The sequence below is a fragment of the Amycolatopsis tolypomycina genome (genome assembly GCF_900105945.1).
In the GTDB taxonomy this organism is placed as follows: domain Bacteria; phylum Actinomycetota; class Actinomycetes; order Mycobacteriales; family Pseudonocardiaceae; genus Amycolatopsis; species Amycolatopsis tolypomycina.
Genome location: NZ_FNSO01000004.1, coordinates 6,580,294 through 6,600,740, shown reverse-complemented (window position 1 = coordinate 6,600,740; position 20,447 = coordinate 6,580,294). Strand labels below are relative to the sequence as shown.

Genomic DNA, 20,447 nt, shown 5'->3' with positions numbered 1-20,447 from the left:
ACGAATCGCATTGGGACGTCCCTCCCCGGTGTGTGCTCGCTGTAGCATTCCAGGCCAGTCGATAACGCAAGTAGGGGATGCCCAATGGGACGTGTCATCGCGGCGGGGGTTGCGTTGGGTTTGTGCTTGCTCGTGGGCGCACCGCCCGCCTCGGCGGAGCAGGCGTCGCTGCGGCTGCAGGTGTCGATCGACCAGCGGCCGATCGAGGACGCCACGATCCCGATCGACCCGGCGAACCAGGTCGAGCTGCAGGTCGTGGCGACGAACTCCGGCACCGCGCCGGTGAAGGTCCGCAGCGTGCGGCTCTCGGGCGTCGCGCTGGCGCTGACGTTCTTCGCCTACGACACGACCGCGCCGTTCGAGGTGCCTGCCCGCGGTTCGGTGTCCCGGACGTTCGTCCTCGATCTCGGCGACCTGGCCGGGCAGGCGACCGGGCTGCTGCCGTCGTCGGTCGAGCTGCTCGACGCCGGGCGCGTCACGCTGGGGGAGGTGACGACGGTCGCCGACGTCCGCGGCTCCTTCTGGTCGGTTTACGGCGTCTTCGGCCTGGCGATGCTCGTGCTGACGATCCTGGCCTGGGTGACGGCGCTGCTCGCGCTGGCCCGCCACCGGCTGGCGCCCAACCGCTGGCGCCGCGGCGTGCGGTTCCTGCCCGCCGGGTTCGGCACCGGGCTGGTCGCGGTGATCAGCCTGTCGGTGCTGCGCCTGGTCCCGCCCGAGCCGGCGATCGAGATCCCCGTGGTGCTCGGCGCGGCGGCGATCGCGTTCCTCCTCGGCTACCTGACCCCGCACCCGGCACCGCCCGCGGCCACGGAGAGTGACAAGACGGTGCAGCTGCCGGTCCCGTCCACGCAGGAATTCACCCGATGAGCGCACCGGCCGAGCTGGTCGCCGCGCTGCCGCAGTACGACATCGGGGAGTCGATCGGCGAGGGCGGCATGGGCGTCGTGTTCGCCGGCGTGCACCGGACGCTGGGCCGCAGCGTCGCGATCAAGCAGCTGCCGTGGGACGTGCTCAACCACGCGGCGAGCAGCGAGCTGTTCGACCGCGAGGCCCGGGTGCTGGCGAGCCTGGACCACCCGCACATCGTGCCGGTGTACGACTACGTCCGCACGGGCCGCGAGCACCTGCTGGTGATGGAGCGGCTCGACGGCGGGACGGTGCACAGCCGCTTCCACGGTGGTGGCGTGAGTGGCGAGCAGGCGTGCGCGATCGGGCTGGCGATGCTGGCCGGGCTGCACGCGGCGCACCGGGCGGGCGTGCTGCACCTGGACGTGAAGCCGCGGAACCTGCTGTTCAGCACGCAGGGCGTGGTGAAGGTGGCGGACTTCGGCATCGCGCGGGTGATCAGCGAGGGCGCCACGTTGGTGACGCACGGTGGCGAGATCCTCGGAACCCCGGCGTACATCGCCCCGGAGCAGGCGATGGGCAACGCGCTGAGCCCGGCGGCGGACGTGTACGCGGCGGGGACGGTGCTGTACGAGCTGCTGTCGGGCCGCCTGCCGTTCGACAACACCCGCGGCGCGATCAGCATGATGCGCCAGCACATGTTCACCGACCCGCAGCCGATTTCCGGGGTGCCGTCGCCGATCGCCGCGGTGGTGATGCGCAGCCTGGCCCGTGAGCTGGACGCGAGGTACCGGGAGGCGGAGTCGTTCGCGGCGGACCTCGCCGCGGCGGCGACGGTGGTGCACGGGCCGGGCTGGCTGGAGCGGTCCGGAGTACCGGTGCTGCACCTGACGCCCCGGGTGATCGCGGGCCTGAACTCGGCGACGGCCCCGGCGCCGCCGGCGGAGGCGAGGACGCGCCCGGTCGCGCGTCCGGGAGCGACGTTGGTGGGGGCGCCGAGCAGCCCGCCGCCCCGCCTGCCGCCGGAGCCCGAATCGCCTGCCGCGTCGTCGGCCGCAGTCCTTTCGCTGCGGCTGGCCGCCGCGGCGGCTGCGATCGTCCTCGTCGTGCTCGCCCTGCTCAACCCCGCTCGGGTGCCGCACGAGGCGGCCGCCGCTTTGCGGCTCGGGGGTGCCTCCGTCGCGGCTCCCGTCGAGGTCGATCTGAGCAAGCCGCTCGTTCTCACCGGGCCCGGGAACCCCGGGCGGGTGGTGCTGGACCTCTCCGCCGCCGGGATTCCGCTCGGGTCCGCGGCCGCCGAGGCCAAGCCCGACGGTAACGGCTTCACCGCCGAACTCACCCTTCCGGGGATCGCGCGGTGGATCGTCGGCGGGGCCGTCACCGCCGATGTACGAACTGGTTCGTCCGTGGAAACCTTCACCCTGCTCACCAGTCAGCACCCGCTGGCCAGTGCGATGGGCGCGGGCAGCCTCATCCTGGCCCTGTTCGCCCTCGCCTACCTCGAATCGGGGCTGCGGACGATCCGCAACGGCCACCGCTGGCGGGGCGCCGCGTTCGGCGGGCCCGTGCTGGGCCTGCTGTTCGGGACCGCCGTGTGGCTTTGTGTGTCCGTGCTGCGGGTGCACGAGCCGTCGGCCGGGTTCGGGGCCGGGTGTGCCGTCGCGGGTGCCGTCGCGGCCGGGCTGGTCGTCGCGGCCGCTCGGCGCCGGGCGTCCACAGTGGTCAGTCGACCATCCGGACGGTGACGTGCGGGCTGTAGCTCTTGCGCCGGCTCCACCCGTGCTCGGCGCACAGGCTCAGCTGGATCGCGCGGTCGGCCGGCGCCCAGTAGCCGGTGCGGACGAAGTAGCCCTCCATCGTGTTCAGCGCGCCGAGGGTCTTGCGGGCCGAGCACATTTCCCAGCCCCATTGGCGCCCGGTCTTCTCGACGCCGTTGCGGCGCACGGAGATCCGCGGGTTGCCGACCGCGCGGATGTCGGTGTCGCCCTCGGTGACGTAGACGACGCCGTCGATCTTGTAGAACCGGTTGTTGTCCAGCAGGGACACCTGCCCGGACAGGGTGATCCCGACGCGGGCGCCTTCTTCGCCCGTGAGCGTCCAATCGAGACAGAATTCCTGGACCGGGAGTTCCAGCGACTGGGTCATGACGAGTTTCCCCTGTTCTCACTGAGCGTCCCTTCCAGAAGATAGGGATTTTCCGGACGTCCGGAAGGTCTCGGCGCGATCTTCACCCGAAGCGGTTTCGCCGTCGAATGCCTTGCCGCGCATGGGTTTTCAGGCGATGGAGTGACGCCGGGGCGGGCGTCACTCCGGCCGGGTGGTCTTCGCCGGCGGTCGTCACTGTGCGTGAGCTTCGGGTAAAGGAACCATTACCTTCGCCGGGACGTTGGCCGGGCATGAGCGAGCCCACTGTCATCGAGCTCGGCCCGCGTGACCTGCTTGTCGTGGCCGGGCTGCCCGGCGCGGGCAAGACGACGATGCTCCGGCACGCCGCCGTCGGGCTGCCCGTGCTGGACTCCGACCAGGTGCGGGAGAGACTCGGGGCGGTGGTGCCGGCTGTGCCGTACCGGTGGTACCGGCCGGTGGTGCACGCCTGGCACCGGGTGCGGATCGTCCGGCACGCGCTGGGCGAGGACGGGCCGGTTGTCGTGCACGAGCCTTCGACGCGCGCTTCGACTCGGGCGTTGCTTGCTTTGGTGGGGGCTTTGAGTGGGCGGTCCGTGCGGTTGCTGTTCCTCGACGTGCCGGCGGAGGTTGCGCTGGCCGGGCAGGTGAGCCGGGGGCGGGTTGTGCGGGCTCGGTCCTTTGCGCGGCATGTTCGGCGGGTGGGGAAGTGGCGGGAAGAGCTGCTGGCTGATCAGGTTCCGGTTGGGTGGCGGAGTGTTCAGGTTGTCGATCGGCCGCGGGCTGGGCGGACTCGGTTGGTGGCCAAGTTGCTTGTGGGGTGTTGAGGGTTCCCGGCTGACCTGGGGTTTTGTAATTCCACCAACCCGGACGCCGGATCGTTCGGCGGCCGTCACGCCGCGTCAAGGCGGGAAAGCGTGCCTTGACCCGGCGTGACGGCCGCTGAGGCGGCTGCGTATCGGGTCGGCAGGAGGGTGTGGTCGGGGCTGGGTTTGTGGCCGCCCGCGGCCCGTCGCAACCCGGCGCCTGGCGCAACCCCTCCTTTTGGTCTGGACAACTCGCATATTGGTCCAGACAATAAACCTCCCCGCCACCTGGAGGACCCGATGAGGCGTTCCCGACTGTCCGTAACACTCGCCGCCTTCGTGCTCACCCTTTCCGGGCTTCTCGCCGCCCCCGCTCAAGCCGACAACCTGCTCGCCAACCCCGGCTTCGAGTACGGCTCGCTCTCCGGCTGGACCTGTGCCAACGCCGCCGTCGTGAGCTCGCCCGTGCGCTCCGGCAGTCATGCCCTGGCCGCCACCCCTGTGGGCTCTGATTACGCTCAGTGCTCGCAGACCGTCTCCGTTCGGCCCAACTCCACCTACTCCGTCTCCGCCTGGGTGCGGGGGAATCCCGTCTACCTCGGGATCACCGGTGGGCCCTCGACGTGGTCCGGCAACACGAACTACAACCAGCTCCAACTCACCTTCACCACCACCGGCACCCAGACCTCCGCCCAGCTCTACCTCCACGGCTGGTACGGCGCCGGCACCTACTACGCCGACGACGTCGTCCTCGATGGTGCCGGTGGGAGCACCCCCGGCACTCCCGGCTCGCCCGGTGCGCCGCAGGTCACCTCCGTCACGAACACCTCCATCGCCCTCGGCTGGGGTGCGAGTGCCGGGACCGTCAGCGGCTATCGCGTCTACGAGGGCGCCGCCGTCGTTGCCACCGTGAGCGGGACGGCCGCGACCATCGGGGGTCTCAAAGCCTGCGAAACCCACAGCTACTCCGTCGCCGCCTACAACGCGGCCGGGGAGTCGGCCAAGAGTGCCCTTGTCACCGGGAGTACCAGTGGCTGCGTCGATACCGGGCTGCCCAAGCACGCCCTTGTCGGCTATCTGCACGCCAGCTTCGCCAATGGCTCCGGCTATGTCCGGATGGCCGACGTCCCCGCCGCCTGGGATGTCATCGATCTTGCCTTCGGGGAGCCGACCTCCGTCACCTCCGGGGACATCCGCTTCACCCGGTGTCCCGTTGCCGAATGCCCGAACGTCGAGAGTGATTCCGAGTTCATCTCCGCCATCAAAACCAAACAAGCCCAGGGCAAGAAGGTGCTCATCTCCATCGGTGGGCAGAACGGCCAGGTCCAGCTGACCACCGCCGCCGCGCGGGACAAGTTCGTCAGCTCCGTCTCGGCCATCATCGACAAATACGGCCTGAACGGCCTCGACGTCGACTTCGAAGGGCACTCCCTCTCCCTCAACGCCGGGGACACCGACTTCCGGAACCCGACCACGCCCGTCGTCGTCAACCTCGTCTCCGCGCTCAAGACGCTCAAGGCGAAGTACGGCTCGGGCTTCGTGCTCACCATGGCTCCCGAGACCTTCTTCGTGCAGGTCGGGCACCAGTTCTACGGCGGCTCCGGCACCGGTGACGCGCGGACCGGCGCCTACCTCCCCGTCATCCACGCGCTGCGGGACTCGCTCACCCTGCTGCACGTCCAGGACTACAACTCCGGCCCAGTCATGGGGCTCGACAACCAGTACCACACCATGGGCGGACCCGACTTCCACATCGCGATGACCGACATGCTCAAAGCCGGCTTCAGCGTGGCCGGCACCGGGCAGTTCTTCCCCGGCCTGCGTCCCGACCAGATCGCCATCGGGCTGCCCGCCGCCGTCAGCGCCGGCAACGGCTACACCTCGCCCGCCGATGTGCAGACCGCCGTCAACTGCCTGGTCAAGGGCAGCGGGTGTGGCTCCTACGCGCTGCGCGGGGGGACTTCGCCCGCGCTCCGCGGGCTGATGACCTGGTCGATCAATTGGGACAAGTACTACAACTGGGAGTTCCAGAACAGCCACGAACCGTTCCTCAACGCCCTGCCCTGACGCCGGACAGTGTGCCCCGCAGCCCCGGTGGGGCACACTGTCCGACGTGGTGCTGGTGACATGATCAAGCGCGCTCCAGGCGAGTCCGTGCTCAGCCGGGTCGTCCGCATCTTCGAAACCTTCGGGCCGGACACGCCCGCCCTGCGCGTCACCGACATCGCGCGGAAAGCCGGCCTGCCCGTCGCCACCGCGTCGCGGCTGGTCGAAGAACTCGTCGGGCACGGGTGGCTGCGGCGGGAGCCCGACCGGCGGATCCGCGTCGGCGTCCGGCTCTGGGAACTCGCGTCGCGGGCGTCGCCGACCCTGGGGCTGCGGGAAGCCGCGATGCCCTTCATGGAAGACCTGCACGCCGTGGTCGGGCACCACACCCAGCTCGCCGTGCTGGAAGACCGCGAGGTCCTGTTCGTCGAACGGCTCTCGGCGCCCGGGGCCGTCGTCAACGTGACGCGGGTGGCCGGGCGGCTGCCGCTGCACGCGTCGTCCTCCGGGCTGGTGCTGCTCGCCCACGCGCCCGCCGACCTGCAGGAACGGGTGCTCGCCGGTCCGCTCGAAGCCTTCCGGCGGACGACGCTGACCGAACCGGCGCGGCTGCGCCGGTTCCTCGCCGACGTCCGGCGCAACGGCTACGCCTTCTGTGCCGGCTTCATCGACGAAGAGACCACGGGCATCGCCGTCCCGCTGCGGGGGCCCGGTGGTGACGTCGTCGCCGCGCTGTCGGTGATCGTGCCCAACGACCGGGCCGCGCGGACGCAGATCCCGGCGCTGCGGGCCGCCGCGCGCGGGATCTCGCGCGCGATGGGGAATTCCTCTCACTGAATGAGAATGGCCTGGTGGCGGGCCCGGCCGCCGATTCATGCTCGGGGCCTCGTCGCGGGAAAGGACATCCTCCAGTGCGTACCCAGGTCGTCATCGTCGGCGCCGGCCCGGCCGGGCTGCTGCTGTCCCACCTGCTCGGCCTCGACGGCATCGACTCCGTGCTGCTCGAACGGCAGACCGCCGAGTACGTCCAGGCGCGCATCCGCGCCGGCATCCTCGAAGCGGGGACCGTGGAACTCCTGCGGGACGTCGGCCTCGGCGCCCGGCTCGACGTCGAAGGCATGGAGCACCGCGGGATCCACCTGCAATCGCCGGGGGAGCGGCACCACGTCGACTTCACCGACCTCATCGGACGGTCGGTGACCGTCTACGGGCAGACCGAGGTGACCAAGGACCTCATGGCGGCACGGGAAAAGGCGGGCCGCCCGGCGTACTACTCGGCCTCCGACGTCACCCTGCACGACGTCACCGGGCAGCCGTCGGTGACCTTTGTGGACGCCGACGGCACCGCGCGGCGGATCGACGCGGACGTCGTCGTCGGCTGCGACGGCTTCCACGGGCCGAGCCGCGCTTCCGTGCCGCAGCCGCAGGTCTGGGAGCGGGCCTACCCGTTCGCGTGGCTGGGCGTGCTGGCCGACGTCGCGCCGTCGACCGACGAGCTGATCTACGCCTGGCACCCGGACGGCTTCGCGATGCACAGCATGCGCTCGCCGCGGGTCAGCCGGTTCTACCTGCAGGTCGCGCCGGACGAGGACATCGCGCGGTGGAGCGACGACCGGATCTGGACGGCGCTGTCCGACCGGCTCGGCGTCCCGGGCTGGACCTTGGAGACCGGGCCGATCACGGAGAAGAGCGTGCTCCCGATGCGCAGCTTCGTGACGACGCCGATGCGGCACGGCAACCTCTACCTGGCCGGGGACGCGGCACACATCATGCCGCCGACCGGGGCGAAGGGGCTCAATCTGGCGGTGGCGGACGTCGCGCTGCTGGCGCGGGCCCTGACGGCGTCGTTCCGCGGCGACGACCGGCTCGCGGACGCCTACTCGGAGACGGCGTTGCGGCGGGTCTGGCGCTGCACGCACTTCTCGTGGTGGATGACGTCCATGCTGCACCGCCACGGCGACGACTTCGACGCCCAGCTCCAGCTCGCCCAGCTCCACCGCACCGTGACGTCGGCGGCCGCGAAGACCGAGCTGGCCGAGAACTACGCCGGCCTGCCGCTGTAGGCGACCGGCAGCCGGACGGTGAACGTCGATCCGGCGTCCACTTCGGACTCCGCGACCACCGTGCCGTCGTGGGCCTGCACGAGGTGACGCACGATGGCGAGGCCGAGCCCGCTGCCGCCGGTCTGGCGGCTGCGGGACTTCTCGGCCCGCCAGAACCGGTCGAACACGTGCGGCAGGTCCTCGGCCGCGATGCCGGTGCCGGTGTCGGCCACGGCGAGCGTCACCTCGTCCACAGTGGACGAGACGCGGATGGTGACCCGCCCGCCGGGCGGGGTGTGCCGGATCGCGTTCGTCACCAGGTTGCCGACGACCTGGCGCAGCCGCACCGGATCGGCCTCCAGCGCGCAGCCGCCGGTGGCGTCGGTGGTGTCTACGGTGAGCGTGACGCCGGCCGCGGCCGCGCGGTCGGCGTGCGCCGCGGCGACGTGGCCGGCCAGCTCCGCCGCGTCGAGGGGTTCCGGGTGCAGGCGCAGCTGCCCGGCGTCGGCCGCGGCGAGGTCCTGCAGGTCGTCGACGATGTGCTGCAGCAGCACGGTCTCTTCGAGCAGCGACGCGGTCAGGGCCCGGTCGAACGGGAGGTGCCCGTCCTCGGCGGCCTCCAGCCGGCCGCGGATGACGTTGAGCGGGTTGCGCAGCTCGTGGGCGATGTCGCCGACCATTGCCTTCCGCTGTTCCTCGATGCGTTCGCGCCGCGCGGTGAGGTCGTTGAACGCGGCGGCGAGGTAGCCGACCTCGTCGCGGGACTTCACCGGCGCCGGCCGGTCCTGCTGCGCCGCCTCGGTCAGCGCCCGCAGCGGGCGGGACAGCCGCCGCGCGACGAGCGTCGTGAGCGCGACGGCCAGCAGCAGCACGCCGCCGGTCACCGCCAGGATCCGGGTGAGGTTCTCCCGCGACAGCGTGAACGTCGGCAGCGGCGATCCGCCGGGGCCGAGCGTGAAGAGCAACGCGGGCGGCGCCACGTACGGCGCGAGCTGTTCGCGGCGGGCCGTGTCGAGGCAGCCCTCGATCGGCCGCTGCTCGGGGACGCCGAGGGCTTCCAGGTCGAGACCCAGTTTCACCGGCTCGGCCCCCTGGCCCTGCAGGCAGCGGTTGACGGCCTCGTTCAGGCTGGTCAGCGCGGCCTGCTCGGTCGGCGTCGGCTCGGCGAGCTCGAAGAGCAGGCACTTGGCGGCGTAGTAGCGGGCGGTCAGCGGATCGATCCCGGTGAGCAGCGGCCGCCCGCTCGGCGAGTCTCGGATCTGGCTGGGCAGGCCGAGCGAGGTGAGGCAGGCGGTGGCCTTCGTGGCCAGCGCGGTGAGTTCCGCGCGTTCGGGCGGCGGCAGCTTGAACGGGCCGGTCGCGCGCGGGTCGATGCCGCTCGTGCCGGCCTCGGGCAGCAGCACCGGGTCGACGTGCAGCGGGTCGACCGACGCGGTCGCCTTGACCGGCAGGGTGACCGGCGCGCCACCGGAGTCGCCGAGAACGCGCCGGTCGAGCGTGGTCAGCACGACCCGGCGGCCGGTCTGCTCCGACAACGCCCGCAGCCGGGGGCCGACCTGGTCCCACGTGTGGTTCGCCGCGGCGAAGCCGAGCAGCTCGGTGTAGATCGTCGCGTCGCCGGAGAGGGCCTGGCCCTGCTCCTGCTGGATCGCGCGGGTGGTGGTCTGCACGGCGAGCCAGGTGGTCGCCGCGATGGAGGCGAGGGCGATCAGCAGCGAGACGGCGGTGAGCCGGACGACCAGACTGCGTCGCCGCGGGAAGCTGTGCTGACGCGCCCTCGGCTGAGAAGAGCGCCTCGGGCTACGCGGCATCTTCGGGGGTGAGCTTGTACCCGACGCCGAAGACGGTCCGCAGGTAGACGGGCTTCTGCGGGTCGGGTTCGAGCTTCTTGCGCAGGTTGAGCACGTGGACGTCGATGATCCGGGTGCTGACGAACCGGTCGTCGCCGCGGGTCAGCTCCAGCAGCTGACGGCGGGTGAACACCCGGCCCGGCTGCCGGATCAGCGTCTCCAGCAGCTGGAACTCACCCGGCGTCGTGTCGACCGGCCGCCCGCCGACGGACACCTCGTGCCGCACCGGGTCGAGCCGCAGCAGGCCCGCGCGCAACGCGCTGTCGGGCGGTTCGCGGCGCGGCGCGGTGCGCCGCAGCAGCGTCCGGACCCGCGCCATCAGCTCGCGTGGGCTGTAGGGCTTGGTGAGGTAGTCGTCGGCGCCGAGGTCGAGGCCGAGCAGCAGGTCGTCCTCGGTGGCACGGGCGGTGAGCATCAGCACGGCGACGTCGGACTCCTGCCGCAGGATCCGGCAGACGTCGAGACCGTCGACCTTCGGCATCATCACGTCGAGGACCAGCAGGTCGGGCCGGTCACGCCGGGCCTCGTCGAGCGCCGCCCGGCCGTCCGGGGCCAGCACCACGGTGTGGCCTTCGCTCTCGAGGTAGAGCCGGAGGACCTCGGCCTGCTTCTCGTCGTCCTCGGCGACCAGTACACGTGCGCACACGGCGTCGAGGGTAGGCGTCCTGACACCGTTCCCACCGCATCCTGACCGGATCTTCACACCTTGGCGCCGACCCAGGCCCGGACGACGTCCTCCAGGACCTTCATCGGCAGCTTTCCGCTGCCCAGTACGACGCCGTGGAACTCCTTGATGTCGAAGGCGTCGCCGAGGGCTTCCTCGGCGAACCGGCGGAGGCGGACGATCTCCAGCCGCCCGGTCATGTAGGCCAAGGCCTGGCCGGGGCTCTCGATGTACCGGTCCGTTTCGGACTGCACTTCGACCTCGGACAGGCCGGTGTTCGCGCGCAGGAACTCGACGCACTGCTGCCGTGTCCAGCCCCGCGCGTGCAGGCCGGTGTCGACCACCAGGCGGGCCGCGCGGACCGAGTCCTCGGCCACCATGCCGAGCCGCATCAGGTCGCTCGAGAACAGGCCCATCTCGTCGGCGAGCCGCTCGGTGTAGAGGGCCCAGCCTTCGTCGTAGGCGGTGATCAGCGCGATCCGCCGCAGCTGCGGCAGGTCGGTCAGCTCCAGCGCCAGCGACTCCGCGAAGTGGTGGCCGGGCACGGCTTCGTGGAAGGCGACGGTCTCGGCGATGAACCGGTCGCGCGTGTGCACCTCGTGGGTGTTGGTGTAGTAGACGCCCGGCCGGGATCCGTCGAGCGCGGGCGGCATGTAGTAGGCCGCCGACGCAACCGGCGCTTCGGCGTCCGGCACCGCCTTCACCACGCACTCGGCCTTCGGCACCCGCGGGAACCAGTCCGGCGCGGCGGCCGTCGCCCTGGCCACGGCAGCGCGCGCGGTTTCGAGCATCTCCTCGGCGTCCCGCCAGCGGAGGCTTTCGTCGCTGCGCAGCCGGCGGCGCACCTCGGCCGGGTCGGTCAGCCCGAACACCCGGCCGCCGAGCTCGGCGTACTCGGCTTCGAGCTCGGCGAGCACGCTTCGGCCCAGCTCATGCAGCTCCGCGGGAGTGTGGTCGGTGGTGGTGTACATGCGCGCCAGGGCGGTGTAGTGGGCTTCGCCGCCTTCGAGCCAGCAGAGGCCGGGCCGGTCGTCTTTTCTGCCGTGCCCGGCGACCTCCGTGGCGAGGAACTCGCGGTAGCGGGCCAGCGCCGGCCGCACCTTCCCGGCCACCAGTTCGTCGCGGCGCGCGCCGCGGTCTCCGGTGAGCGGCTGGGGAAAAGGCGAGTCCTGCGCGAGGAACCGGTCGAGGATCCCGAGCGCGTGGTGGGCCCTGCGGTCGACGGGCGTCCGGCCGGCGCGGAGGCCGGCGCGGTGGCGTTCGGCGAGAGCGTCGTAGAAGGCGGGGAACGCGGCGAGCCGGCTCAGGAAGTCCTCCTCGGCCTGCTCGCCGGTGGGCTCGAGCTGCGGCAGGAAGGCCAGGTGGCTCATGCCGATCGCGTACATGGGTTCGGCGAGGGTGAATTCCACAACGCGGGCGTCGATCTGGGTGATCAGCGCCTCGGTCTGCTGGACGACGACCCCCAGCGTGATCTTGTCGGGATCGGCCGAGGCCCTGGCCCGGTCGAGGATGCCGGCGGCTTCGGCGCGGAGGCGTGCGTGGCCGGCTTCGCTGGGGTCGGCGAGTTCGTGGTCGTGGCCGGGGACGCCCACGAAGGTCGCTTCGAGGGGCATCCAGGTGGCCAGGACCTGGACGAGTTCGTCGGCGAGGGTGGCCGCTTCGGAGGTCATTTCTTCATCGTGCCGGAAACGAACCGGGCCGGGAGCGGAAGCCGCTCCCGGCCCGGTCGCCGTCAGGTCAAGCTCGAACAGGTTCTCGCGTCCGGATCCTTCGCGCCGCCCGGCACCCACCGCACGTTCGCGAACGAAGCCTGGAACGCGCCATCCGTGTACACCAGGAACGGCGTGTTGATGTGCTCGAAGTCCAGCCCGTTGTCGAAGCAGGACACCGGGATCTTCACCGTCGTCTTCGCGCCGCCCGCCAGGTCCGTGAACAGCTTCGTCGCGTTCACCTCGCTGAAGCACGGGTACACGCAGTGCATGCTGATCACCGTCCGGTTGGCCGGTGCCTGCTGGACGGTCGTGTCGAACTCCAGCGCCGCGTCCGCGTTGAGGTAGCCGCGCAGGTCGTTCGTGCCCGCCGTGTTCTGCATGTACAGCTGGGCCGCGCCGGCGCCCGTCCAGGTCGCCTTCAGGCCGTCGCCCTGCACGTTGACATCCGTCGGGACGACGTTGATCTCGGTGTGCGCCGCCGTGCCGTCCGGGCCGATCACCGTGCCGCCCCAGTTCTCCGCCGAGCCGATCTGGCTGGTGTACGGGGGGACGTCGGTGCGGTCGTAGATCGCCAGGTCCTCGGTCGCGGTCCCGCCGCCGCCGGTCGACGTGCAGGACGCCGGGCCGGGGGTCTCGTCCAGCTGCCCGACCGTGACGCGCTGGCCGGTCTTGAGGCCGTAGCCGAGCTTGAACAGCGGGTCGTAGTTCGGCGACCACGGGTTGAGCGGCGACTGGCACGCGCTCTTCGGCCACGAGTAGCTCAGCGTGCCCTGGTAGCCGGTGCCGTCCTTGCCCTTGACCAGCATGTCCGCGACGCCGCCGCCCTCGGTGCCGGGCAGCCACGCGGCCACGAACGCGTCGGAGCGGTTGATCTCCTTGTTCATGTACAGCGGGCGGCCGCCGACGTACACGGTGACGACCGGGGTGCCCTTGCCGCTGACCTTGTCCAGCACGGCGAGGTCCTCGGGGTAGAGCCGCGCCGCTTCGAGCGACTTGCGGGTCAGGTCGCCGACACCTTCGGCGTACGGCGTCTCGCCGATGACCGCGATGACCGCGTCGAAGCCCTTGGGGTCGACGTTGCCGGTGGCGTCGAAGGTGACGTTGGCGTCGCCGAGGTTCTGCTTGATGCCGGTCAGGATCGACGTGGCGTTCGGGAAGTCGGCGTTCGTGTTGCCGGTGCCCTGCCAGCTGAGCGTCCAGCCGCCGGTCTGGTTCGCGATGTTGTCGGCGCTCTTGCCGACGACCAGGACCTTCGAGGACGGCTTGAGCGGCAGCACGTTGCCGTTGTTCTTCAGCAGCGTCTGCGACTCGCGGACGGCGTCACGCGCCAGCCAGTTGTCCTTCAGCGCCTCGTCGGAGTTGGCGTAGGAGCGGTCGGACGGCTTCTGCGACTCGAACAGGCCGTCACGCAGCTTCACGCGCAGGATGCGGGTGACGGCGTCGTCGATGCGCGCCATCGGGATCTGGCCGCTCTGCACCTGGGCGACGGTGTTGGTGATGAACGCCTTCCAGTCGTTCGGCACCATCACGATGTCGATGCCGGCGTTGATCGCCTGCGGGCACGAGGAGTTCGTGCAGCCGGTGACCTGGCCGATGCCGTTCCAGTCGGACACGACGAGGCCGTCGAAGCCCATCTTGCCCTTGAGGATCTGGTTCAGCGCCTTGTCGCTGCCGTGCAGCTTGCCCTCGTTGATGCCGAGGTCGGCGTTGGTCCAGCTGTTGAACGACACCATCACGGTCTGCGAGCCCGCGGCGAGCGCACCGTAGTAGCCCTGGCCGTGGACGTTGATCATGTCCGCTTCGGACGCCGGGTTGACGCCCTGGTCCTGGCCGTTGATGGTGCCGCCGTCGCCGATGAAGTGCTTGGCGGTGGCGATGACGCCGTTGTAGCCGATGCGCTTGGTGGCGCCGTCCTGGAGGCCGTTGATGGCCTCGAAGCCGTAGGAGCGCGTGATGCGCGGGTCCTCGGAGAAGCCTTCGTAGGTGCGGCCCCAGCGGTCGTCCTGGACGACGGCGAGGGTGGGCGAGAAGGCCCAGTCCTGGCCGGTGGCGCGGATCTGCCGGGCGGTGGCGCCGGCGACGTCGCGGACCAGGCAGGGGTCGTGCGCGGCGCCGAGGCCGATGTTGTGCGGGAAGACGGTGGCGCCGTAGACGTTGTTGTTGCCGTGCACGGCGTCGATGCCCCAGATGACGGGGATCTTCGTGCGGCTGGTCTTGGAGGCGTTCCAGTAGGCGTCGGCGAGGTTCAGCCAGTCCTGCTGGGTGGCGTACTTCTTGCCGCCGGGCCACGAGCCGCCGCCGTTGAGGACCGAGCCGATGGCGTACTGGCGGACCTCGTCGGGGGTGATGGCGGCGATCTCGGGCTGCGTCATCTGCCCGACTTTTTCCTCCAGGGTCATGCCCTTGAGGATTTCGGCGATCCGCTGCTCGTCGCCGGCCTTCCCCTTGAACCGGCTGTCGACCTTCGGCCAGTCGGCGAGGGTCGGCAGGCTCTTCTCGATCCGGGCGCAGCCGTCCTTGTCCTTGGCGGGCTGGCCGATGACGGGTTGCGGGGTGTCGGCTTGGGCCGGCGTCGCCTGGGCGATCCCGCCCAGCAGGCTCAGGCTCATCAGCGTGACGAGCGAACTTCGGCGCGCACGGGACCACGCGCGGGATCTACGGGCCATGGGTCTGGTCCATTCTGCGATGAACGGCGGACCGGCCGATCCTCACCGGGCGACGGGGAGGCAGTCAAGGGTTTCGATTGTTTGCACGGCCTGTTAATTCTCGACATAAACTAAGAGTCGCTCGGTGGCGTGGCCACCCTTATCCGGCGGCGCGCCGAAGGTCAAGAGCACTGCCGGGCAAGGGTTCTGCCCGCCACGCCATGAACGACTCTTTCACTGCGTCGGACGTCATGAAAGGGTCGTTCATGACGTCGGCCGCTCAGCTCAGCACCGAGCCCGGCAGCTCCTCGAAGATCAGCCACGTCCGCGTCGACCGCACGCCCTCCAGTGCCTGCAGCCGCTCCAGGACCACGTCGCGCAGCGTCGAGTTGTCCGGTGTCCGGACCAGCAGCAGGATGTCGAAGTCGCCGCCGACCAGGGCCACGTGATCCACGTACGGGATCTCGTGCAGGTCCGTCGCCATCGTGCGCCACGACGTCTGCTCCACCGTCACCATGATGTACGCCGACGTGCCCAGGCCCGCCCGGCGCGGGTCGATCCGGGCGCCGAAGCCCGTGATCACCCCCTCCGCCATCAACCGCTCCAGCCGCGCGTACGCGTTCGTCCGCGAGATGTGGAGCTTTTCCGCCAACGCGCGCACCGCCAGGCGGCCGTCCGCCGACAGCTCAGCCAGCATCGCCCGGTCGATGTCGTCCAAAGCCGGGACCGTTCGTCCCGGCAGACCGCCGTGAGCCAGGACACCGCTGGACGTTTGATCCCCAGGAGACCCAGAAACAGGCCGTTTGTCGCTCATTTCCGCCAACCCTTGAACACAACACCGCCGAGAACCACCATTTCAGCATCATATGTCTGGGAGAGGTGGTGTGCTGTGGAAACCCTGCTGCCGTCCGCTGTCCCCGTGCGGTTCGTCGCCGAGGACGGGAGCCGTGCCGACCGAAACGGCGGCTACGGCGAACCCGCCGGAGCGCGGCTCAAGGAGGCCTACCGGCTGATGGTCCTCGGCCGCCGGTTCGACGTGCAGGCCACCGCGCTCACCAAGCAGGGCCGGCTCGCCGTCTACCCCTCCAGTGCCGGCCAGGAGGCCTGCCAGGTCGCCGCGGCGCTCGCCCTGGAAGCCCGGGACTGGCTCTTCCCGACCTACCGTGACTCCGTCGCCCTCGTCGCCCGCGGCCTCGAGCCCGGCGAAGTCCTGACGCTCCTTCGCGGCGACGCGCACTGCGGCTACAACCCGGTCGAGACGCGCGTAGCACCTCAGTGCACTCCGCTCGCGACGCAGACCCTGCACGCCGCCGGGCTCGCGCACGCGATGCAGCGACGCGGCGAAGACGCCGTCGCGCTCGCGCTCATCGGAGACGGTGCCACCAGCGAAGGCGACTTCCACGAAGCACTCAACTTCGCCGCCGTCTTCAAGGCGCCCGTCGTGTTCTTCGTGCAGAACAACCGCTTCGCCATCTCGGTGCCCTTCGAGAAGCAGAGCGCCGCCGAAGCGCTGGCGTACAAGGGCATCGGCTACGGCATGCGCTCGGAGCAGGTCGACGGCAACGACGCCGTCGCCGTCCTGGCCGTCCTCGACGACGCCGTCAAGCACGCGCGCGAGGGCAAGGGCCCGGTGCTCGTCGAGGCCCACACCTACCGCATCGACGCCCACACCAACGCCGACGACGCCACCCGCTACCGCGACGCCGAAGAAGTCGCGAAGTGGCGCGAAGCCGACCCGCTCAAGCGGCTGGAAACCTTCCTCAAGAACGAGAACCTGCTTCAGGACACCGAAATCGAGCGGTTCGCGGCCGACGCCGAGGTCTATGCCCAGTCCGTTCGCGACACGCTGAACGCCGAACCCGAGCTCGACCCGCTCTCGCTGTTCGACCACGTCTACGCCCGGCCGACCCGCCAGCTCGAAACCCAGCGGGCCGCCCTCGAAGCCGAACTGGAGGCCTGATGACGACCACCACCATGGCGCAGGCGCTCAACGCGGCCCTGCGGGACGCCCTCAAGGACGACGACCGCGTCCTCGTGTTCGGCGAGGACGTCGGCACGCTCGGCGGCGTCTTCCGCGTCACCGACGGCATCACCGCCGACTTCGGCGAAGACCGCTGCTTCGACACCCCGCTCGCCGAATCCGGGATCGTCGGGTTCGCCGTCGGGATGGCGATGGGCGGCTTCCGCCCGGTCGTCGAAATGCAGTTCGACGCCTTCGCCTACCCGGCGTTCGAGCAGATCACCTCGCACGTCGCCAAGCTGCGCAACCGCACCCGGGGCGCGCTGGAAGTGCCCATGGTCATCCGGGTGCCCTACGCCGGCGGCATCGGCGGCGTCGAGCACCACTGCGACTCCAGCGAGGCCTACTACACGCACACGCCGGGCCTGCGCGTCGTCACGCCGGGCACCGCGCAGGACGCCTACGACCTGCTCCGCGACGCCATCGAGTCGCCGGACCCGGTGATCTTCCTCGAGCCGAAGTGCCGCTACTGGTCGAGCGAAGAGGTCAGCTTCACCCGCAGCGGCCCCGGCATGGACCAGGCCGTCGTCCGCCGCCACGGCAAGGACGTCACGCTCATCGCGTACGGCCCGATGGTCGCCACCGCCATGGAAACCGCCGAAGCGGCGAAGGCCGAGGGCTGGGACGTCGAGGTCGTCGACCTGCGCTCGCTGTCGCCGTTCGACGACGAGACCGTGACGGCGTCCGTGCGCCGCACCGGCCGGGCCGTCGTCGTGCACGAGGCCGCCGGCTTCGGCGGCTACGGCGCCGAGGTCGTCGCGCGCGTCACCGAGCAGTGCTTCCACCAGCTGCACGCGCCGGTCCTGCGCGTCACCGGGCTCGACATCCCGTACCCGGCGCCGAAGCTGGAGCGGCACACGCTGCCCGACGTCGACCGGATCCTCGACACGATCGCCCGCCTGCAGTGGGACGACACGCCGGTGGTGGCCGGTGCCTGACTTCCTGCTGCCGGACCTCGGCGAAGGCCTGACCGAGGCGGCGATCGTGGACTGGCGGGTCAAGGTCGGCGACACCGTCGACGTCGACCAGGTCGTCGTCGAGGTCGAGACGGCGAAGGCGGCCGTCGAGGTGCCGGTGCCGTTCGCCGGCGTGGTGTCCGCGCTGCACGGCGAGCCGGGGCAGCTGCTGCCGGTCGGCGCGCCGCTGCTGACCGTCGGCGGGTTCGCCGAACCCGGCGTCACGACGTCGTCGGGCAGCGGCAACGTCCTCATCGGCTACGGCACCGCGCCCACGACCCGGCGCAAGCGCGCGCGACGCCCGGTGAGCGTCACCGCGCCCACGCGGCCGCAGCAGCCTGGCGTGATCTCGCCGTTCGTCCGGAAACTGGCGTCGGACAACGGGATCGACCTCGCTCGGCTCACGCCGGGCGGCGCGGACGGCATCATCCGCCGCGCCGACGTCGAAGCGGCGCTCAAGAAGACCAACGGCCGCAGGATTCCGCTGACCGGGGTGCGCAAGGCCGTCGCCGACAAGCTTTCGACGTCTCGGCGCGAGATCCCCGAGGCCACGGTCTGGGTGGACGTCGACGCGACGGAGCTGGTCGCCGCGCGGGCCGCGCTGAACGCCAAGTCCGACCGGCCGGTCAGCCTGCTCGGGCTGATCGCGCGGTTCGCCGTCGCCGGGCTGCGCCGGTACCCCGAGCTGAATTCGCGCGTCGAAGGCGACGAGATCGTCGTGCTGGACGAAATCCACCTCGGGTTCGCCGCGCAGACCGACCGCGGGCTCGTCGTGCCGGTCGTGCGGGACGCCGGGACGCTGTCCACGCGGGACCTCTCGGCGGCGATCGGCGACCGCGCCCGCACCGCGCGCGAGGGCAAGCTCGCGCCCGCGGACCTCACCGGCGGCACCTTCACGGTGAACAACTACGGCGTCTTCGGCGTCGACGGCTCGGCCGCGATCATCAACCACCCCGAGGCCGCCATCCTCGGCATCGGCCGGATCATCGACCGGCCGTGGGTCGTCGACGGCGCACTGGTGGCGCGCAAGATCTGCGAGCTGACGCTGGCCTTCGACCACCGCGTCTGCGACGGCGGCACGGCGGGCGGGTTCCTGCGGTTCGTCGCCGACTGCGTGGAGTCGCCGGTCACCGCCCTCGGGGACCTCTGACGACTCACCGGCCGAGTTGGCCGGTCGTGACGGTGGCGGCACTTAAAGTGGTCGCGTGACGACACCGGCCCAGCACGACCGCGACCTGGCGGAGGGGCGCGTCGCCCGGCTCAAGCAGGACCTGCGCGACGGGCTCGCGACCCCGCCCGGCGACGTCGCGGCGATGGACGAGCTCGTGGCGAACGCCCACCGGCTGCTCGACGCCGAGGTGGCGTTCGACGAAGCCGGGAAACGGCTGGCCGACGCCGAGCTCGAGTCCCGGCACGCGGCCACGCAGCGCGCGGTCGTCTGGTTCGCGGCCGCGCCCGTGCTGGTGCCGCTGGTCGCCGCGGCGCTGGTGCTGTTCGAGGTGCTTTCGCCGGCGTGGCTGCCGGCTCTGGTGCCGCTGTTCGGCGCGGGCCTGTGGGTCGGCTTCGCGCCGGTCCGCCGGGCCGGGGCGGTGATCCGCGAGCGGACGCGGGCGGCGTGGGCGGGCAGCGTCACGGCGGTGCTGCTGGTCCTCGCCCTCGTCCCGTGGTCCGGGGCGGTCGTCTGCACGGTCCTGACGGCGCTGGGCATCGCGGGCACGATCGCGCTGCTGTGGCGGGAAAGCCGGACCCCGTGAGCCACGGCTACGCCACCTACGGCGACGACCCGGAGTTCACGCAGGAATACGAGGTCCCGGACGTCGCCGACCCGACACGCCGCGACCTCGACGAGCTGTTCGCGGCGGTCGACGGGCTGCGCGAGGCCGACGACCGCCTCGGCCAGGACGTCGCCGACCTGACCGAGCGGCTCGAAAGCGGCAGCGCTCAGGGACAACAGGACCGGCTCGACCAGCTCGGCAGGCAGCTGGAGCGGCTGCAGCAGCAGGTCAGGGTCCTGGAGCGCGCGGTCCGCGTGTCCGACGGCGTCCCGCAGGTGAACCTCGACGACGTCGGCACGGAGACGCGGGCGCTCGCGGCGGAGGCGGCGCGCTGGGACGACCTGCACAAGGAGCTCGTCACCAAGGAGCAGCGGGCCCGCTACGCGGAGGAGATCGCGCACCTGGACGCGGTGCGGGCGGCGCTTTCCCGGTGCGACGCCGACCTGCGGGAGGTCATCGGCGTCCTGGCCGCGACCGACCGGTCTTCGCGCGCCCGAGGCGACGCGGAGTCGTCGTTGCGCGCGCTGACGACCCGGCGCCGGACACTGCTGGACGAGGAGATCCCGGCGGCGACCTCGGCGGCCGACCAGGCGCGGCTGGCGTTGCGCGAGGCCGACGCGGTCGAGGCACGGGTGGTCCCGCAGCTGGAGCGGGCCGAACGCGCGTGGCACGACCTGCAGGTACGGCTGCGGACCCGGATCACCGACGCGCTGGGGTCGAACGCGCTGCTGCCGACGTGGTTCGGGCACGCGCTGGGCGTGGCACCGCCGTCGGGCACATCGGGTGACGCGTGGATCCGGACGGCCGCGTCGGTGCTGGCGTACCGGGTGACGTTCGGGGTGACCGACCAGGCCCTCCCGCTGGGCCCGCCGGCAGGGGAGGGCGCGGACACGACGGAACGGCGGTGGACCTGGCGGGCCAGACTGGAGTCGGAGCTCGACGACCTCGCCCTCTAGCT

The 20,447-nt window shown here is 71.2% G+C and carries 17 protein-coding genes; 11 read left to right on the top strand and 6 right to left on the bottom strand.

Translation table 11 applies throughout. From position 1 onward, the window contains the following. The first annotated feature begins 84 nt into the window (after positions 1-84). Together BLW76_RS39760 and BLW76_RS39755 are read left to right on the top strand one after the other, a co-directional pair. Entirely contained in the window at positions 85-870 is a 786-nt protein-coding gene (locus tag BLW76_RS39760) for a hypothetical protein (protein ID WP_091317156.1), read from the top strand. Next, the gene (locus BLW76_RS39755) at positions 867-2,594 is read left to right on the top strand and encodes a serine/threonine-protein kinase (RefSeq protein ID WP_091317155.1); all 1,728 of its coding nucleotides are present in this window, start codon (positions 867-869) and stop codon (positions 2,592-2,594) included. Before BLW76_RS39760 ends, BLW76_RS39755 begins: the two co-directional genes overlap by 4 nt. Here the strand turns inward: BLW76_RS39755 and BLW76_RS39750 are convergent. Next, a complete protein-coding gene (locus tag BLW76_RS39750; protein WP_091317154.1) occupies positions 2,572-2,994 on the bottom strand; it encodes a hypothetical protein in 423 nt (140 codons plus the stop codon). The two genes, BLW76_RS39755 and BLW76_RS39750, sit on opposite strands and share 23 nt — an antisense overlap. Before the next feature lie 251 nt (positions 2,995-3,245). On the opposite strand from BLW76_RS39750, the gene BLW76_RS39745 reads away from it, so the two are divergent. The 4 genes from BLW76_RS39745 (at position 3,246) to BLW76_RS39730 (ending at position 7,888) form a co-directional block, all read left to right on the top strand. Then, a complete protein-coding gene (locus BLW76_RS39745; RefSeq protein ID WP_091317153.1) occupies positions 3,246-3,800 on the top strand; it encodes an AAA family ATPase in 555 nt (184 codons plus the stop codon). A gap of 279 nt (positions 3,801-4,079) precedes the next feature. After that, on the top strand, positions 4,080-5,846 hold the full coding sequence (locus BLW76_RS39740; protein ID WP_091317152.1) for a chitinase: 1,767 nt from the start codon (positions 4,080-4,082) through the stop codon (positions 5,844-5,846). A 63-nt stretch (positions 5,847-5,909) separates the two neighbouring features. Further along, positions 5,910-6,662, top strand: coding sequence for an IclR family transcriptional regulator (locus BLW76_RS39735; protein ID WP_091320465.1), 753 nt, complete (start codon positions 5,910-5,912; stop codon positions 6,660-6,662). Positions 6,663-6,736: 74 nt separating this feature from the next. Then, complete coding sequence (locus tag BLW76_RS39730) at positions 6,737-7,888, top strand: 4-hydroxybenzoate 3-monooxygenase (RefSeq protein WP_091317151.1); 1,152 nt, start codon at positions 6,737-6,739, stop codon at positions 7,886-7,888. Here the strand turns inward: BLW76_RS39730 and BLW76_RS39725 are convergent. From BLW76_RS39725 to BLW76_RS39705, 5 genes are all read right to left on the bottom strand, one after another. Further along, positions 7,867-9,678, bottom strand: a complete 1,812-nt coding sequence (locus BLW76_RS39725) for a sensor histidine kinase (protein WP_091317150.1) — start codon at positions 9,676-9,678, stop codon at positions 7,867-7,869. The genes BLW76_RS39730 and BLW76_RS39725 overlap by 22 nt on opposite strands. Beyond that, positions 9,668-10,363, bottom strand: a complete 696-nt coding sequence (locus BLW76_RS39720; protein WP_091317149.1) for a response regulator transcription factor — start codon at positions 10,361-10,363, stop codon at positions 9,668-9,670. The genes BLW76_RS39725 and BLW76_RS39720 overlap by 11 nt, the downstream gene beginning before the upstream one ends. Positions 10,364-10,416: 53 nt before the next feature. Then, entirely contained in the window at positions 10,417-12,051 is a 1,635-nt protein-coding gene (locus BLW76_RS39715; RefSeq protein WP_091317148.1) for a DUF885 domain-containing protein, read from the bottom strand. A gap of 62 nt (positions 12,052-12,113) precedes the next feature. Next, a complete protein-coding gene (locus BLW76_RS39710) occupies positions 12,114-14,702 on the bottom strand; it encodes a glycoside hydrolase family 3 protein (RefSeq protein ID WP_091317147.1) in 2,589 nt (862 codons plus the stop codon). Between the two features lie 316 nt (positions 14,703-15,018). Then, positions 15,019-15,495 carry an Lrp/AsnC family transcriptional regulator gene (locus tag BLW76_RS39705; RefSeq protein ID WP_091320464.1) on the bottom strand — a complete coding sequence of 159 codons (477 nt, stop codon included), beginning with the start codon at positions 15,493-15,495 and terminating at the stop codon, positions 15,019-15,021. A gap of 132 nt (positions 15,496-15,627) precedes the next feature. On the opposite strand from BLW76_RS39705, the gene pdhA reads away from it, so the two are divergent. From pdhA to BLW76_RS39680, 5 genes are read left to right on the top strand one after another with little or no spacing between them, the layout of a single operon-like run. Further along, positions 15,628-16,698, top strand: coding sequence for a pyruvate dehydrogenase (acetyl-transferring) E1 component subunit alpha (gene pdhA, locus BLW76_RS39700; protein WP_091317146.1), 1,071 nt, complete (start codon positions 15,628-15,630; stop codon positions 16,696-16,698). Then, entirely contained in the window at positions 16,698-17,696 is a 999-nt protein-coding gene (locus BLW76_RS39695) for an alpha-ketoacid dehydrogenase subunit beta (RefSeq protein ID WP_091317145.1), read from the top strand. The genes pdhA and BLW76_RS39695 overlap by 1 nt, the downstream gene beginning before the upstream one ends. Continuing rightward, positions 17,689-18,864, top strand: a complete 1,176-nt coding sequence (locus BLW76_RS39690) for a dihydrolipoamide acetyltransferase family protein (protein WP_091317144.1) — start codon at positions 17,689-17,691, stop codon at positions 18,862-18,864. Before BLW76_RS39695 ends, BLW76_RS39690 begins: the two co-directional genes overlap by 8 nt. Before the next feature lie 55 nt (positions 18,865-18,919). After that, a complete protein-coding gene (locus BLW76_RS39685) occupies positions 18,920-19,468 on the top strand; it encodes a hypothetical protein (protein WP_091317143.1) in 549 nt (182 codons plus the stop codon). Then, entirely contained in the window at positions 19,465-20,445 is a 981-nt protein-coding gene (locus BLW76_RS39680; protein WP_091320461.1) for a hypothetical protein, read from the top strand. The genes BLW76_RS39685 and BLW76_RS39680 overlap by 4 nt, the downstream gene beginning before the upstream one ends. Positions 20,446-20,447 lie beyond the last annotated feature (2 nt).